At 45.0% G+C, this 14,773-nt stretch carries 13 protein-coding genes; 10 read left to right on the top strand and 3 right to left on the bottom strand.

Annotation, left to right across the window (positions count from 1 at the left end):
• The first annotated feature begins 52 nt into the window (after window positions 1-52).
• The 4 genes from leuC to leuB are packed head-to-tail and all read left to right on the top strand — an operon-like array spanning window position 53 to window position 4,696.
• Window positions 53-1,447: a 3-isopropylmalate dehydratase large subunit gene (gene leuC, locus GD630_RS19505; protein ID WP_143868072.1), complete on the top strand. Its 1,395-nt coding sequence runs from the start codon at window positions 53-55 to the stop codon at window positions 1,445-1,447.
• Window positions 1,448-1,496: 49 nt separating this feature from the next.
• Window positions 1,497-2,093, top strand: a complete 597-nt coding sequence (gene leuD, locus GD630_RS19500) for a 3-isopropylmalate dehydratase small subunit (protein WP_143868070.1) — start codon at window positions 1,497-1,499, stop codon at window positions 2,091-2,093.
• Window positions 2,075-3,616 (top strand): alpha-isopropylmalate synthase regulatory domain-containing protein, encoded by a 1,542-nt coding sequence (locus GD630_RS19495; RefSeq protein WP_182505672.1) that lies wholly within the window; start codon window positions 2,075-2,077, stop codon window positions 3,614-3,616. The genes leuD and GD630_RS19495 overlap by 19 nt, the downstream gene beginning before the upstream one ends.
• 18 nt (window positions 3,617-3,634) lie before the next feature.
• The gene (leuB, locus tag GD630_RS19490) at window positions 3,635-4,696 is read left to right on the top strand and encodes a 3-isopropylmalate dehydrogenase (RefSeq protein ID WP_007758461.1); all 1,062 of its coding nucleotides are present in this window, start codon (window positions 3,635-3,637) and stop codon (window positions 4,694-4,696) included.
• Between the two features lie 83 nt (window positions 4,697-4,779).
• Here the strand turns inward: leuB and GD630_RS19485 are convergent, their stop codons facing one another.
• Complete coding sequence (locus GD630_RS19485) at window positions 4,780-5,469, bottom strand: phosphatase PAP2 family protein (protein ID WP_143868068.1); 690 nt, start codon at window positions 5,467-5,469, stop codon at window positions 4,780-4,782.
• A 50-nt stretch (window positions 5,470-5,519) separates the two neighbouring features.
• The gene (locus GD630_RS19480) at window positions 5,520-7,355 is read right to left on the bottom strand and encodes an LTA synthase family protein (protein ID WP_182505671.1); all 1,836 of its coding nucleotides are present in this window, start codon (window positions 7,353-7,355) and stop codon (window positions 5,520-5,522) included.
• Between the two features lie 132 nt (window positions 7,356-7,487).
• Between GD630_RS19480 and cysK the strand changes: the two genes are divergently transcribed.
• The 3 genes from cysK to GD630_RS19465 are packed head-to-tail and all read left to right on the top strand — an operon-like array spanning window position 7,488 to window position 9,415.
• Complete coding sequence (cysK, locus tag GD630_RS19475) at window positions 7,488-8,438, top strand: cysteine synthase A (protein WP_007758469.1); 951 nt, start codon at window positions 7,488-7,490, stop codon at window positions 8,436-8,438.
• Between the two features lie 33 nt (window positions 8,439-8,471).
• Complete coding sequence (locus GD630_RS19470) at window positions 8,472-9,290, top strand: tetratricopeptide repeat protein (RefSeq protein ID WP_007748578.1); 819 nt, start codon at window positions 8,472-8,474, stop codon at window positions 9,288-9,290.
• Window positions 9,287-9,415 carry an MGMT family protein gene (locus tag GD630_RS19465; protein ID WP_143868080.1) on the top strand — a complete coding sequence of 43 codons (129 nt, stop codon included), beginning with the start codon at window positions 9,287-9,289 and terminating at the stop codon, window positions 9,413-9,415. The genes GD630_RS19470 and GD630_RS19465 overlap by 4 nt, the downstream gene beginning before the upstream one ends.
• On the opposite strand, the gene recQ is transcribed toward GD630_RS19465, so the two are convergent.
• Entirely contained in the window at window positions 9,408-11,213 is a 1,806-nt protein-coding gene (recQ, locus tag GD630_RS19460; protein WP_143868064.1) for a DNA helicase RecQ, read from the bottom strand. The two genes, GD630_RS19465 and recQ, sit on opposite strands and share 8 nt — an antisense overlap.
• Before the next feature lie 271 nt (window positions 11,214-11,484).
• Here recQ and GD630_RS19455 point away from each other — a divergent pair, with 271 nt between their 5' ends.
• The 3 genes from GD630_RS19455 to GD630_RS19445 all read left to right on the top strand — a co-directional run bounded on the left by GD630_RS19455 (window position 11,485) and on the right by GD630_RS19445 (window position 14,759).
• Window positions 11,485-11,949: a helix-turn-helix domain-containing protein gene (locus GD630_RS19455; protein ID WP_007748573.1), complete on the top strand. Its 465-nt coding sequence runs from the start codon at window positions 11,485-11,487 to the stop codon at window positions 11,947-11,949.
• Between the two features lie 95 nt (window positions 11,950-12,044).
• On the top strand, window positions 12,045-14,093 hold the full coding sequence (locus GD630_RS19450; RefSeq protein ID WP_182505670.1) for a dipeptidyl-peptidase 3 family protein: 2,049 nt from the start codon (window positions 12,045-12,047) through the stop codon (window positions 14,091-14,093).
• A 6-nt stretch (window positions 14,094-14,099) separates the two neighbouring features.
• Entirely contained in the window at window positions 14,100-14,759 is a 660-nt protein-coding gene (locus GD630_RS19445; protein WP_143868062.1) for a DNA alkylation repair protein, read from the top strand.
• Window positions 14,760-14,773 lie beyond the last annotated feature (14 nt).

Here is a 14,773-nt window from a genome sequence, read left to right as displayed (position 1 = left end):
GAAGAGATTAACTGAAATATAAATAGTAATTAGTAAAATAGTAAATAAACAGATGAATACGTTATTTGATAAAATATGGGATGCCCACGTAGTGACTACTGTGGAAGACGGTCCTACCCAGCTTTATATAGATCGTTTGTATTGTCATGAAGTAACGAGTCCGCAGGCTTTTGCCGGGCTGCGTGAACGTGGAATCGGAGTGTTGCGTCCGGAAAAGGTGTTTTGTATGCCCGACCATAACACACCGACTCATGATCAGGATAAACCGATTGAAGATACTGTTTCCAGAACTCAGGTGGATACTCTGACAAAGAATGCGAAGGACTTCGGTCTGACGCATTATGGCATGATGCATCCGAAGAATGGCATTATCCACGTGGTAGGTCCGGAACGTGCTTTGACCCTGCCGGGAATGACGATTGTTTGTGGCGACTCACATACGTCTACTCACGGTGCAATGGGAGCTATCGCTTTCGGTATCGGAACGAGTGAGGTGGAGATGGTACTGGCTTCGCAATGTATTCTCCAGTCGAGACCGAAAACAATGCGCATTACTGTGGATGGTGAGCTCGGTAAAGGAGTGACTGCAAAGGATGTGGCTCTGTATATGATGTCTAAAATGACAACAAGTGGTGCTACAGGTTATTTTGTGGAATATGCGGGTTCGGCTATCCGCAATCTGTCGATGGAAGGGCGCCTTACTCTTTGTAACCTTTCTATCGAAATGGGTGCGCGGGGAGGAATGGTTGCTCCGGACGAGGTGACTTTCGAATATATCAAAGGCCGTGAGAATGCTCCGCAGGGAGAAGAATGGGAGAAAGCGGTAGCGTATTGGAAGACTTTGAAGAGTGATGATGATGCAGTGTTCGATAAAGAGGTTCGTTTTGATGCAGCCGATATCGAACCGATGATCACTTACGGAACGAATCCGGGAATGGGTATGGGAATTACTCAGCATATTCCCACGACCGAAGGTATGGGAGAGGCTGCTCAAGTATCTTTCAGGAAATCACTGGATTATATGGGATTCAAACCGGGTGAGTCTTTGTTGGGAAAGAAAATAGATTATGTATTTCTAGGTGCCTGTACGAACGGACGTATTGAAGACTTTCGTGCATTTGCCTCTATCGTGAAGGGACGTAAGAAAGCGGATAATGTAATTGCCTGGCTGGTGCCGGGATCGTGGATGGTAGATGCGCAGATTCGTAAGGAAGGTATCGACAAGATATTGACTGAGGCAGGTTTCGCTATTCGCCAACCGGGATGTTCCGCTTGTCTGGCGATGAATGACGATAAGATTCCTGCCGGAAAATATTCGGTGTCTACCAGCAACCGTAATTTTGAAGGCCGTCAGGGACCGGGTGCACGTACATTGCTGGCCAGTCCGCTGGTAGCGGCTGCTGCGGCAGTGACAGGGGTGATTACCGATCCGAGAGGACTGATGTAGTTTCAACCGTAAATAGTAAATTGTAAATCGTTAAATAGTAAATGTAAAGATGGCTAAGACAAAATTCAATATAATAACAAGTACTTGTGTACCTCTTCCTTTAGAAAACGTAGATACCGACCAGATTATTCCGGCACGTTTCCTGAAAGCGACTACTCGTGAAGAAAAATTCTTCGGTGATAACCTTTTCCGTGATTGGCGTTATAATGCTGACGGTTCTCTGAATAAGGATTTTGTACTGAACAACCCTATTTATAGTGGACAGATATTGGTGGCTGGAAAGAATTTCGGTTCCGGTTCGAGCCGTGAACACGCAGCTTGGGCAATTGCCGGGTATGGCTTCCGGGTTGTGGTATCCAGCTTCTTTGCCGATATTCATAAGAATAATGAGTTGAACAACTTTGTACTTCCGGTGGTTGTCACAGAAACGTTCTTGCAAGAGTTGTTCGATTCGATTGAAGCCGATCCGAAGATGGAAGTGGAAGTTAACCTTCCTGAGCAGACCATCACCAACAAGGCTACGGGCAAAAGTGAACATTTCGAAATCAATGCTTACAAGAAACATTGTTTGATGAATGGATTGGACGACATCGACTTCTTGTTGAGCAATAAAGATAAAATAGAAGAATGGGAAAAGAAGGCGTGAAAATAGAAATCATGGACACAACGCTCCGTGACGGTGAACAAACCAGCGGAGTGTCTTTTGTGCCTCATGAGAAGCTAATGATCGCCCGTTTGCTATTGGAAGATTTGAAAGTAGACCGGGTGGAGGTTGCTTCGGCACGAGTATCGGAAGGCGAGTTTGAAGCCGTGAAGATGATTTGTGACTGGGCAGCCCGTCGTAATCTGCTTCATAAAGTTGAGGTGCTGGGATTTGTTGACGGTCATACTTCGGTCGATTGGATACAGCGTACCGGTTGCCGCGTTATCAATCTTCTGTGCAAAGGTTCGTTGAAGCATTGTACGCAGCAATTACATAAAACTCCGGAGGAACATTTGGCGGAGATCATCGATGTGGTGCGCTATGCTGACGAGCAGGATATAACCGTCAATGTCTATTTGGAAGACTGGAGTAACGGCATAAAGGATTCTCCCGAATACGTATTCCAGCTGATGGATGGATTGAAAGATACGGGTATCAAGCGTTTTATGTTGCCTGATACATTGGGTATCCTGAATCCGTTGCAGGTGATAGAATATATGCGGAAGATGAAAAAACGTTATCCGCAGACCCATTTCGATTTCCATGCGCACAATGACTATGATTTGGCGGTAAGCAATGTACTGGCAGCTGTGTTGAGCGGCGTTAAAGGGTTGCACACAACGATAAACGGACTGGGCGAGCGTGCGGGAAATGCCCCTCTCGCAAGTGTGCAGGCAATCTTGAAAGATCATTTTAATGCTGTGACCAATATAGACGAGAGTCGTCTGAATGATGTCAGCCGGGTGGTTGAATCCTATTCGGGAATCGTGATACCTGCCAATAAACCGATTGTGGGAGAGAACGTCTTTACACAAGTGGCAGGGGTACACGCCGACGGAGATAATAAGAATAATCTTTATTGCAACGACCTGCTTCCCGAACGGTTCGGACGGAAACGTGAATATGCGTTGGGGAAGACAAGCGGTAAGGCGAACATTCGCAAGAATCTTGAAGATCTCGGGTTGGAGTTGGATGAGGATGCAATGCGGATGGTGACGGAACGCATTATCGAGTTGGGTGATAAGAAAGAATTGGTCACACAGGAAGATTTGCCGTACATAGTGTCTGATGTGTTGAAACATGGAGCGGTAGGTGAGAAGGTCAAGTTGAAGAGTTATTTTGTAAACCTGGCTCACGGACTGAAACCGATGGCGACGCTGAAAATAGAAATCAACGGAAAAGAGTATGAGGAGAGTTCGAGTGGCGACGGCCAGTATGATGCGTTTGTGCGTGCACTGCGTAAGATATATAAGGTAACGTTAGGGCGTAAATTCCCGATGTTGACCAATTATGCGGTGACCATTCCTCCCGGTGGACGTACGGATGCTTTCGTGCAGACGGTGATCACATGGAGTTATGACGAACAGGTGTTCCGTACGCGCGGACTGGATGCAGACCAGACGGAAGCTGCCATCAAGGCCACTATGAAGATGTTGAACCTCATAGAGGATAAAATTAACGATTAACGTAATAAACTAAATAATATGGATTTTAAAATAGCTGTATTAGCAGGCGACGGTATCGGACCGGAAATCTCTGTACAAGGTGTGGAGGTGATGAGTGCCGTTTGTGAGAAATTTGGTCACAAAGTAAGTTATGAATATGCGATTTGCGGTGCGGATGCAATTGATAAAGTAGGCGATCCGTTCCCGGAAAAGACCTATCAGGTTTGTAAAGAGGCGGATGCGGTTTTATTCTCTGCCGTAGGCGATCCGAAGTTTGACAATGATCCTACTGCCAAGGTACGTCCGGAGCAAGGGTTGTTGGCTATGCGTAAGAAACTAGGACTTTTTGCCAATATCCGTCCGGTGCAAACATTCAAATGTCTGATTCACAAGTCTCCGTTGCGTGCGGAATTGGTGGAGAATGCGGACTTTATTTGTATCCGTGAACTGACCGGAGGTATGTATTTCGGTGAAAAATACCAGGATAATGACAAGGCATACGATACGAATTATTATACCCGTCCGGAAATAGAACGTATTCTGAAGGTTGCTTTCGAGTATGCAATGAAGCGCAGAAAGCACTTGACAGTGGTCGATAAGGCGAATGTTCTTGCTTCGTCTCGTTTGTGGCGTCAGATTGCACAGGAGATGGCTCCGAACTATCCGGAAGTAACTACCGACTATATGTTTGTGGATAATGCTGCGATGAAGATGATTCAGGAACCGGCATTCTTTGACGTGATGGTAACGGAAAATACTTTCGGGGATATCCTGACCGATGAAGGTTCTGTCATCAGTGGCTCTATGGGGTTGCTTCCTTCCGCCTCTACGGGTGAAAGTACTCCGGTATTTGAACCGATTCACGGCTCATGGCCGCAGGCGAAAGGGCTGAATATTGCCAATCCGTTGGCGCAGATCCTTTCTGTGGCTATGTTGTTCGAGTATTTCGACTGCAAAGAAGAGGGTGCATTGATTCGTAAAGCTGTAGATGCTTCTTTGGATGCAAATGTGCGTACACCGGAAATCCAGGTTGCCGGTGGTGACAAGTACGGAACGAAAGAAGTAGGACAGTGGATTGTTGATTATATCAAGAAGGCTTGATAAACCCGGATGAAAAGTAAAAGCCTGGCATCGGAAACGGTGTCAGGCTTTTACTTTCCAGTTTGAAATAGTGTCGTTGTGTTCTACCAGCTTTTAATAGTGGAATAGATAATGATTCCGAGTACGGTCAGTAATCCTACATAAATAGTTACTGACCATTGTTTGAGTTCTTTTCTCTTCATACAGGTGGAAGGTTCCAGATAGATGGCTGCTTTATGGGCAATGGTAGCGAACAGCCATCCGCCGAATCCGCCGATAATTCCTCCGACAAGCAAATCACCCGGATAATGCACCCCTAGATATACGCGTGTGTAACAATTGAGGAGGGCCCATGCGATAATGAAAATGCTTAGCCAGCGTTTGCGGAACATGAAGACCACATACATGGCAAGACCGAATGAATTGGCTGCATGGCACGATGGGAAACCGTAGCTTCCACCACGATAATTGTTGACGATATATACCATATCTACAATGGGACTTTCCGGATTGGAAGGGCGCAGGCGCGCCACGACCGGGCGGATGATACTGCTGCACATTTGGTCGGCGAAGGTGATGATAAGTGCAATAGCGGCTACATAACACAGAACGGCTTTCCAATGGAAGTTCTTTAGTAATATGTATAGGATGCTGGCGTACATCGGTACCCAAATTATTTTTCCTGTAAAGGAAGTCATGAAATAGTCCCAAAAGGGAGAGTGGATACCATTGAAATATAGGAAGACATTTGTATCTATTTCCGAAAGATATTGGATGATGTCAGTATGTACCATCTGGTTCTGTTTTTATATTTTTACTGTGATTATTCAGTTGTTCTCCGGCTTTATCGTTTGGCAAGGTCATCGTAGAGCTTTTGGAGGAAAGCTTTTCCTTTCTCCAGATTGGCACCTTTCTCTGTACCTTCGTCAAGTTGTACGGTATTTGCATCCAAGTTGTATACCAACTGGTTTTCGGGAGTAACCATGCCGAAGAAGTTCGGTCGGGTAAAATATCCGAAATGCGGAGATGACGGGTTCAGTATGTTTTTGCTGAACGTAAAGTCGTCGTGTGGCAGCCCCAGCTGTGCGAGCAAGGTGGCGGCAATGTCAATTTGTGAAGCATACGTATCTATTACACGAGGCTCTTTGATTGCTCCGCCAAGCAAGATTAACGGGATGGTCTGCCCGTCCAGCGGATTCTCTATCGGATACGGATAAGCTCCCTGATGATCGGGAACAAGTACAAACAGGGTGTTTTTCCAAAGCTGCGTCTCCTTATATTGTTCAACGAAATCTCCCACGCAACTGTCCGCATAGGCAAAGGCATTGAGTATTTTATCGTCCAGTCTGTGGAACGGAACTTCAAAAGGTTCATGACTGCTTGAGGTTTGCACGAGTTTAAGAAAAGGCTCTTGCTGTTTTTCCTCCTTGATGTCTTTCATCAGACGTTGGAATAATACATGGTCCTGCGCTCCCCATTTTCCGGTACGTTCGGACAAAGGAAAATCCTTATCGCATACAATTCTCTCAATGCCGGAGGATACCAAATAAGAACGCATATTCGTAAAGTCGGCGTCCCCTCCGTAATAATATTCTAGACTGTATCCCGCATTTCTCAAACTTCGCGGAATAGAAGGAAGTTTGTCCGTCTTTTCGGGATATTTCATAATGCTGGTGCTTGGCTGTCCGGGATAACCACTGATGATGGAAGCCAGCCCACGATCGGTACGGAAGCTGCTGGCGTAGAAATTGCTGAATAATATGCCTTCTTTGGCGAATTTATCCATATTGACAGCTACGTTCGGATGTCCGCCGAAAGTTTCCATCAGATGTGTGGAGAAACTTTCGAGAATAATAAAGATAATATTCGGGCGTTGTGTATTTAATAATTGGGGAATGCTGTCGGCAGTTACGGCAGGTTTGTCTACCATTTCCGCAAACAATTCGTCGGCCTTTTGAGGGTCCATGAACCGATATTGTTTCTCAAAATTATTCTGATGGGTAGCAGAATACATGAAACTGAATGCCGGATTGATGGCGGCATGATTCATTCGCTGATCCTGACTGTAATAGACTTTACTCAGATTCATGGTCGACACGGTGAACCCGCCACGAATGGGGATGAAAAGTGCGGCGGTGAGCAATAACAGCGCGAATGAGACATTTTGCCGACGATAGGGTATCTTTAAAGGTTTTCTTTCACGGATCAGTACGATATAAAAGATAGAATATAAAACAGCTGCATAGACCAACATTGCTAATATTCCCAATAAAACGAACCAGAAACTGACGCTTGCGATAGCATCTTTGGGTGAGGAGAAGAAATAGAAAATGGGGGTGGCGTCAAGACGGAATCCCCAGAAACCGTATAGACCGAGATCGACAATAAAGATACATGCCATGACAAATGCTATCAATCCGAAATAGACTTGCCGGATGCGGCGGAGTATAGACGAATCCGTCCAGGCGGAAGCGATAAGTATCAGGCCGGGAATGGCGGTGAGGTAGCCTGCGAGTGATAAATCCAAAGGTAAGCCGTGCCACATGACACTGAAATAATCACCGAAAGAAACATCGGCGTATAAATCATGGTAGTAGACCATGAAGAGCGGCTTTTGGAGAACAAACAAGAGGACAAATAAAAAGTATGTCGTGAGAAATTGGATAATTCTCTTTTTCATAATGTGTAAACTTAAAATAATTGAACGGATACAAAGTTAGTATACTTTTCGTTATCTTTCTCATGATGTAATATAAAACATCTCTTTTTTTCCATATCTTTGTCGTGTATGTGACAAAAATTAAGTAATGAAATGGCTAAGATTGCGAAGAAACTAACAGATTTAGTGGGGAATACTCCTCTGATGGAGCTTTCCGGTTATTGTGGAAAGTATGGTCTGGAACAAAATATTATTGCCAAACTGGAGGCTTTTAATCCGGCGGGAAGTGTGAAAGACAGGGTGGCTCTTTCGATGATTGAAGATGCGGAGGCACGTGGGGTATTGAAGCCCGGTGCAACGATAATCGAACCGACAAGCGGAAATACAGGTGTCGGACTGGCAATGGTCGCTACCATCAAAGGATATCACTTGATATTGACAATGCCTGAGACGATGAGTCTGGAACGGCGTAACCTGCTGAAAGCACTCGGTGCGGAAATTGTTCTGACAGACGGCTTGGGCGGAATGGCGGCTTCCATTGCAAAGGCTGAGGAATTGCGAGACAGTATTCCCGGTTCGGTGATTCTGCAACAATTTGAGAATCCTGCCAATGCGGCGGCGCATGAGCGTACGACAGGAGAAGAGATATGGCGGGATACAGATGGCGAAGTAGACGTTTTTGTTGCCGGAGTCGGTACCGGAGGAACGGTTTGCGGTGTAGCCCGTGCTTTAAAGAAACATAATCCCGATATTTATATCGTAGCGGTAGAACCGGCTGCGTCTCCTGTATTGGAAGGTGGACAGGCGGCTCCACACCGTATTCAGGGAATCGGGGCCAATTTCATTCCGAAACTTTATGATGCTTCTATGATAGACGAAGTTATCGGTGTGCCTGATGATGAAGCGATTCGTGCAGGGCGTGAACTATCGGCAACGGAAGGCTTGTTGGCCGGAATTTCTTCGGGGGCGGCTGTGTATGCAGCCCGTCAACTGGCACAGCGTCCGGAATTTAAAAACAAAAAGATAGTGGCGTTGTTACCTGATACGGGAGAGCGTTATTTGTCGACGGAATTGTTTGCATTTGACGCATATCCGTTGGACTGATTTTGATTTATAAATACTAAAAAGACCTGAGCCATGGTAAGAACGATTATTGCTTTATTTTTCTGTTTCCCGGTTGCCTTGTATGCGCAAACTTATCAGCAATTGTCCGAAAGGGCTATTGACTGTATCGAAAAAGACAGTCTTCCACAAGCGGAAGAACTTTTGCTTCGTGCTTTGAAACTGGAACCGAAAAATGCGAAGAATGCGTTGCTTTTTTCCAATCTGGGATTGGTACAACGTCGTTTGGGAGAGTTTGATAAGGCACTCGAATCTTATTCTTTTGCCTTGAACTTTGCTCCATTGGCAGTTCCTATTTTGTTGGACCGTGCCGCCATCTATATGGAGATGGGAAAGACAGATCGCGCTTATACGGATTATTGTCAGGTGCTTGACGGGGATAAGCAGAATAAGGAAGCCTTATTGATGCGTGCATATATTTATGTACTCCGCAGGGATTATCCGGCTGCCCGTATTGATTATAATCGTTTATTGGAACTTGACCCGCAGAGTTATAGCGGTCGGCTGGGATTGGCTACGTTGGAGCAGAAAGAAGGAAAGTTCCGTGAAGCTCTTGCCATTCTGAATAAGATGATTGTGGAATATCCTGAGGATGCGACACTGTATATAGCCCGTGCCGATGTAGAGCGTGACATGAAACATGAAGATTTGGCACTGGTTGATTTGGAGGAAGCGATCCGGTTGGATGCTTCGTCGGCTGATGCTTATTTGTTGCGTGGAAATATCTATCTGGTACAGAAAAAAAAGGCATTGGCAAAATCGGACTTTGAGAAAGCCATTTCGCTGGGAGTACCTCCTGCCGATTTACACGAGCAGTTGAAACAATGTAGATAACCATTTCAATTTCGATACTTATTCCCTGCCATCGTGTGACTGGCGGTAACCGTGCATTGACCGGTTATGCGGGTAGGCTGCCGGCAAAAAAGACTTTACTGGATTGGGAGGCGGATGTCAGGTGAACTGCCGGATTAGGTTGACGAAATCTTTACCATATTTTTTCTTCTTATATTCTCCGATACCGCTGATAGATCCGAATTCTTCAATGGTGGTAGGTCGTGAAATGCTGAGCAGATGTAATACTTTGTCCGACAATACGATATAGGCGGGCAGACCTTCCTGATCGGCTAATTGTTTTCTTAATCCGCGCAGTGCTTCGAATAAATCTTCGCTTTCGCCGCCTGCCAGGCCGAAAGGAAGTTCTTTGGCTACCACTACTTTCTTCTTTTTCCCTTTTCGTGTAGCGGTCTCTTCGTGACGGATAACTGCCAATGTGGCTTTTGCTCTCCCAAAAAGAATGTCACTCCCGCTGGGCGTGATTTTCAGATGATTGTTCTCGTTATAAGCTATTTCAAAATAGCCGAGTTGCAACATCTGAAGAAGGTAATCTTGCCAATCGCGAGGGGGAATATCACGTCCGACACCGAATGTCTTGAGTTCTTGGTACCCTTTCGCTGTCACCTCTGCCGAATAGCTTCCCCGCAGAATGTCGATCAGCAGTCCTGTCCCGATCTGTTGTTCCGCACGTGCAATGGCGCTTAGTGCTTTTTGTACAATGACCGTCCCGTCAAAACGCTGGGGGGGATTCTTGCAGACATCACAATTTCCGCAGTCCTCTGTGGCTGTCTCTCCGAAATAGCTCAATAAGATGCGTCTCCGGCAGATGTCAGCTTCCGCATATTGTTGCATTCGTTGAAGTTTCTCGAGGTTGATCTTTTGTTGATTACTTTCCGATGCGAATTTGGTCAGTAGTATCAGATCGCCTAATGAATAGAATAATACAGTATCGCTGGGCAGGCCATCCCGTCCGGCACGTCCGATTTCCTGATAAAAGCTTTCTATACTTTTGGGCAGATTATAGTGAATCACCCAGCGTACATTCGATTTGTCGATTCCCATACCGAAAGCGATGGTGGCACACACTACCTGAATGCGGTCGTTGATGAAATCATCTTGTGTCTCGTCACGTTGCTGTGCGGATAAACCGGCATGATAGACCCCACAACGGATACCTTGCTTTAGCAGCATTTGGGCTACTGTTTCTGTCTTGCTGCGGCTCATGCAGTAGATGATTCCGCTTTCTTTTCCATGTCGTTGGATGAATTCTATGATGGCTTTATTTTTTTCTTTCGCCTGAAATCCCCGTTTGACTGTCAGGCTGATGTTGGGGCGGTCGAAAGAAGAAATAAACGTACGTGGTCGGATAAGATGTAGCTGACGGATGATATCTTCGCGGGTGATTTTATCCGCAGTGGCGGTTAAAGCGATGATGGGCACTTGTGGGAATTGTTGATGGAGGACTCCCATCTGTGTATACTCCGGACGAAAATCGTGTCCCCATTGAGAGATACAATGAGCCTCGTCTATGGCAAATAGAGAAATGTTCATATCCCGTAGCAGGTAGTCTTTTTCCGCCAACAACTTTTCAGGAGAAATATAAAGCAGTTTCAGCTTCCCCGCAACGCAGGAACGCCGTAAATTGGCATTTTCCGTTTCGTCATTACTGCTATTCAGGGCTCCGGCGGCAATGCCGTTTGCCTGTAACGCTTCCACTTGATCTTTCATGAGTGAGATAAGCGGAGAAACCACGATGGCAGTACCTTCGCTGAGCAAAGCAGGCAGTTGATAACAGATGGATTTTCCTCCACCTGTGGGCATTAGAACCAGTGCATCCTGTTTATTCAGAATGTGCCGGATGATTTCTTCTTGTAGCGGACGGAAACTGTCGTATCCGAAATATGTTTTTAGGGTTTCTCTCATTGGGCGTTCATTTAAACTTGTTGCAAAGGTACATTTTTATTCGTCAATTATGATAATGAGTGGATTTCAGTTTCCGATATGAAACATAAAAAGGTTAAAGTTTCTTATTATTCGAGCTTAATCCCTCTTTTTCAAGACTTTTGATTGTTTATTCAGAAAAAAAACGCACAAAATAATTGTGTGTTTAAAAAAAAAGTAAGACATTTGTAACATGTAACGTTGCGAGTATGCAACTTACTAACAAATGAACAAACCCTAACCAGTTAATTCAATGAGTGATTTAGAGAACAAAACATCGGAAGAAACTCCGAAAAAACGCCCTTACAATTTGAGGGAGAAGAAAGAAAAGAAGGCTGCATATAGGTCGTTAATCAGACCGGAATTGGCAGATGAGTTGTATGACAAGATCTTGAATATCATAGTCGTACAGAAAAAGTACAAGGATCCTGATTATTCAGCAAAAGACTTGGCGAAAGAATTGAAAACGAATACTCGTTACCTTTCTGCAGTAGTGAACTCACGTTTCGGTATGAATTATTCTTGTTTGTTGAACGAATACAGAGTGAAAGATGCTTTGCATTTATTGACTGACAAACGTTATGCCGATAAGAATGTGGAAGAAATTAGTGCCATGGTTGGTTTCGCAAATCGTCAATCTTTTTATGCCGCATTCTACAAGAATATAGGTGAGACTCCTAACGGATACCGCAAGAAACATTTGGAAAGCAAAAAGTAATAGCGTGTTCCGGAATTAGCCAAAAGGAATTACCTCTAAATGAAAATGTTTGGAGATAATTCCTTTTCTCATTTTAATTGATCAACACTAGCATTATGAAGAAACATCTTATTTCAATGACTATTGCCGCCACGCTTTTGACGTCGTGCGGAGGAAGTAAAACAACAACTGCTGATGCAGAAAAATTTGATTATACAGTGGAACAATTTGCTGATTTACAGATTTTGCGTTACAAGGTTCCCGGATTCGAGGAACTGACGCTGAAACAGAAAGAACTGATTTATTACCTGACACAGGCTGCTTTGGAAGGAAGGGATATTCTGTTCGACCAGAATGGAAAATACAATTTGAGAATCCGTCGGATGCTCGAAGCGGTATATACGAATTATCAGGGGGATAAGACAACTTCTGACTTTAAGAACATGGAGATTTACTTGAAAAGAGTATGGTTCTCCAATGGTATTCATCATCATTATGGCTCGGAGAAATTTGTACCGAATTTCTCACAGGACTTTTTGAAACAAGCTGTGCTTGCCCTCGATGCCAAGCAGCTTCCGCTTGCAGAGGGGCAGACTGCCGAACAGCTTTGTGATGAGTTGTTCCCCGTGATCTTTGATCCGGCTATTATGCCGAAACGGGTGAATCAGGCGGATGGTGAGGATCTTGTGCTGACTTCGGCTTGTAACTATTACGATGGGGTGACACAACAGGAAGCGGAGGCTTTCTACGGAGCGATGAAAGATCCGAAAGATGAGACTCCCATTTCTTATGGCTTGAATAGCCGTCTGGTAAAAGAGAATGGAAAGTTGCAGGAGAAAGTATGGAAAGTCGGCGGGCTTTATACACAGGCTATTGAGAAGATTGTGTATTGGCTGAAGAAAGCGGAAGCGGTGGCTGAGAATGATGCACAGAAAGCTGTGATTGCCCAACTGATTCAGTTCTATGAGACCGGTAGCCTGAAAGATTTTGATGAATATGCTATTCTTTGGGTGAAAGACCTTGACTCGCGAATTGATTTTGTGAATGGATTTACAGAAAGTTATGGAGATCCGTTAGGCATGAAAGCGAGCTGGGAATCTTTGGTCAACTTCAAAGACCTGGAAGCTACTCGCCGTACGGAAATTATCAGCAGCAATGCCCAATGGTTCGAGGATCACTCTCCGGTGGACAAGTCTTTCAAGAAAGATGAAGTGAAGGGTGTGTCGGCTAAGGTGATTACCGCCGCTATCCTTGCCGGTGATCTCTATCCGTCAACTGCTATCGGTATCAATCTTCCGAATGCCAACTGGATTCGTGCGCATCACGGTTCTAAATCGGTGACTATCGGTAACATTACGGACGCTTACAATAAGGCGGCTCATGGAAACGGGTTTAATGAGGAATTCGTTTATAGCGATATGGAAAGACAGCTGATCGACGCTTATTCCGATCTGACGGACGAACTTCACACGGATTTGCATGAGTGTCTGGGACATGGTTCCGGGAAGTTGCTTCCGGGAGTAGATCCTGATGCGTTGAAGGCTTACGGCTCTACGATTGAAGAAGCTCGTGCCGACTTGTTCGGATTGTACTATGTGGCCGATCCGAAATTGGTGGAACTGAAACTTCTTTCCTCTCCGGAAGCTTATAAAGCTCAATATTACACGTATCTGATGAATGGTCTGATGACTCAGTTGGTACGTATCGAACCGGGAAACAATGTGGAGGAAGCTCATATGCGTAACCGTCAGTTAATAGCCCGTTGGGTATATGAAAAAGGAGCTGCCGATAAAGTAGTAGAATTGGTGAAGAAGGATGGAAAGACGTATGTGGTCATCAACGATTATCCGAAGGTACGCGAACTTTTCGGTGAGTTATTGGCTGAGATCCAGCGTATCAAGTCGACCGGTGATTTTGAAGGTGCCCGTTCATTGGTAGAGAATTATGCGGTGAAAGTAGATCCGACTCTGCATGCTGAGATACTGGAACGCTATAAGAAGTTGAATCTGGCTCCTTACAAAGGCTTTGTAAATCCTAAATATGAACTGGTGACGGATGAAAACGGTAACATTACGGATGTCACCGTATCATACGACGAAGGTTATGCAGAACAGATGTTGCGTTACAGCACCGAAAACTCTCCGCTGCCTTCGGTAAACAACTAATCTGAAATGGATATTAAAGAACAACTGAAAGATATCAAGACACAGCTCCGTCTCTCAATGAACGGGGCTGTGTCCCAAAGTATGCGTGAAAAGGGGTTGGTATACAAACTGAATTTTGGTGTCGAACTGCCCCGTATCAAAATGATTGCAGGGAATTACGAGAAGAATCACGACTTGGCGCAGGCCTTGTGGAAAGAGGATATCCGCGAATGTAAAATATTGGCCGGACTGTTGCAGCCGATTGATACTTTTTATCCTGAGATAGCCGATATTTGGGTAGAGGATATCCGGAATATAGAGATTGCGGAACTGACGTGTATGAATCTTTTTCAGAATCTGCCGTATGCCCCTGCCAAGTCTTTCCACTGGATAGCCGATGAACGGGAATATATACAGACTTGTGGATTCCTGACTGCTGCCCGGCTTCTGATGAAAAAGGGAGATATGACTGAACGGGCTGCCGGTGAGTTGCTTGACCAGTCTATTTGTGCCGTTCACTCCGAAAGTTATCATGTACGCAATGCTGCTTTGCTGGTGATTCGTAAATATATGCAGCACAACGAAGAGAATGCTTTCCAGGTATGTCGGTTGGTAGAAGGAATGGCCGATTCCAATATGGAAGGAGAGCAAATGCTTTATAATATGGTAAAGGCGGAGATGGAATAATAAGCCTGTGTACT

It is taken from the genome of Bacteroides zhangwenhongii (assembly GCF_009193325.2).
Classification (GTDB): Bacteria; Bacteroidota; Bacteroidia; order Bacteroidales; family Bacteroidaceae; genus Bacteroides; species Bacteroides zhangwenhongii.
This window is presented reverse-complemented; position numbering and strand designations above follow the sequence as displayed.

What these genes read in the sequence shown, in the direction of transcription:
- leuC (WP_143868072.1), top strand. Translation starts at nt 53, where the DNA reads ATGAATACGTTATTTGATAAAATATGGGATGCCCACGTAGTGACTACT.
- leuD (WP_143868070.1), top strand. Translation starts at nt 1,497, where the DNA reads ATGGCTAAGACAAAATTCAATATAATAACAAGTACTTGTGTACCTCTT.
- GD630_RS19495 (WP_182505672.1), top strand. Translation starts at nt 2,075, where the DNA reads ATGGGAAAAGAAGGCGTGAAAATAGAAATCATGGACACAACGCTCCGT.
- leuB (WP_007758461.1), top strand. Translation starts at nt 3,635, where the DNA reads ATGGATTTTAAAATAGCTGTATTAGCAGGCGACGGTATCGGACCGGAA.
- GD630_RS19485 (WP_143868068.1), bottom strand. Translation starts at nt 5,469, where the DNA reads ATGGTACATACTGACATCATCCAATATCTTTCGGAAATAGATACAAAT.
- GD630_RS19480 (WP_182505671.1), bottom strand. Translation starts at nt 7,355, where the DNA reads ATGAAAAAGAGAATTATCCAATTTCTCACGACATACTTTTTATTTGTC.
- cysK (WP_007758469.1), top strand. Translation starts at nt 7,488, where the DNA reads ATGGCTAAGATTGCGAAGAAACTAACAGATTTAGTGGGGAATACTCCT.
- GD630_RS19470 (WP_007748578.1), top strand. Translation starts at nt 8,472, where the DNA reads ATGGTAAGAACGATTATTGCTTTATTTTTCTGTTTCCCGGTTGCCTTG.
- recQ (WP_143868064.1), bottom strand. Translation starts at nt 11,213, where the DNA reads ATGAGAGAAACCCTAAAAACATATTTCGGATACGACAGTTTCCGTCCG.
- GD630_RS19455 (WP_007748573.1), top strand. Translation starts at nt 11,485, where the DNA reads ATGAGTGATTTAGAGAACAAAACATCGGAAGAAACTCCGAAAAAACGC.
- GD630_RS19450 (WP_182505670.1), top strand. Translation starts at nt 12,045, where the DNA reads ATGAAGAAACATCTTATTTCAATGACTATTGCCGCCACGCTTTTGACG.
- GD630_RS19445 (WP_143868062.1), top strand. Translation starts at nt 14,100, where the DNA reads ATGGATATTAAAGAACAACTGAAAGATATCAAGACACAGCTCCGTCTC.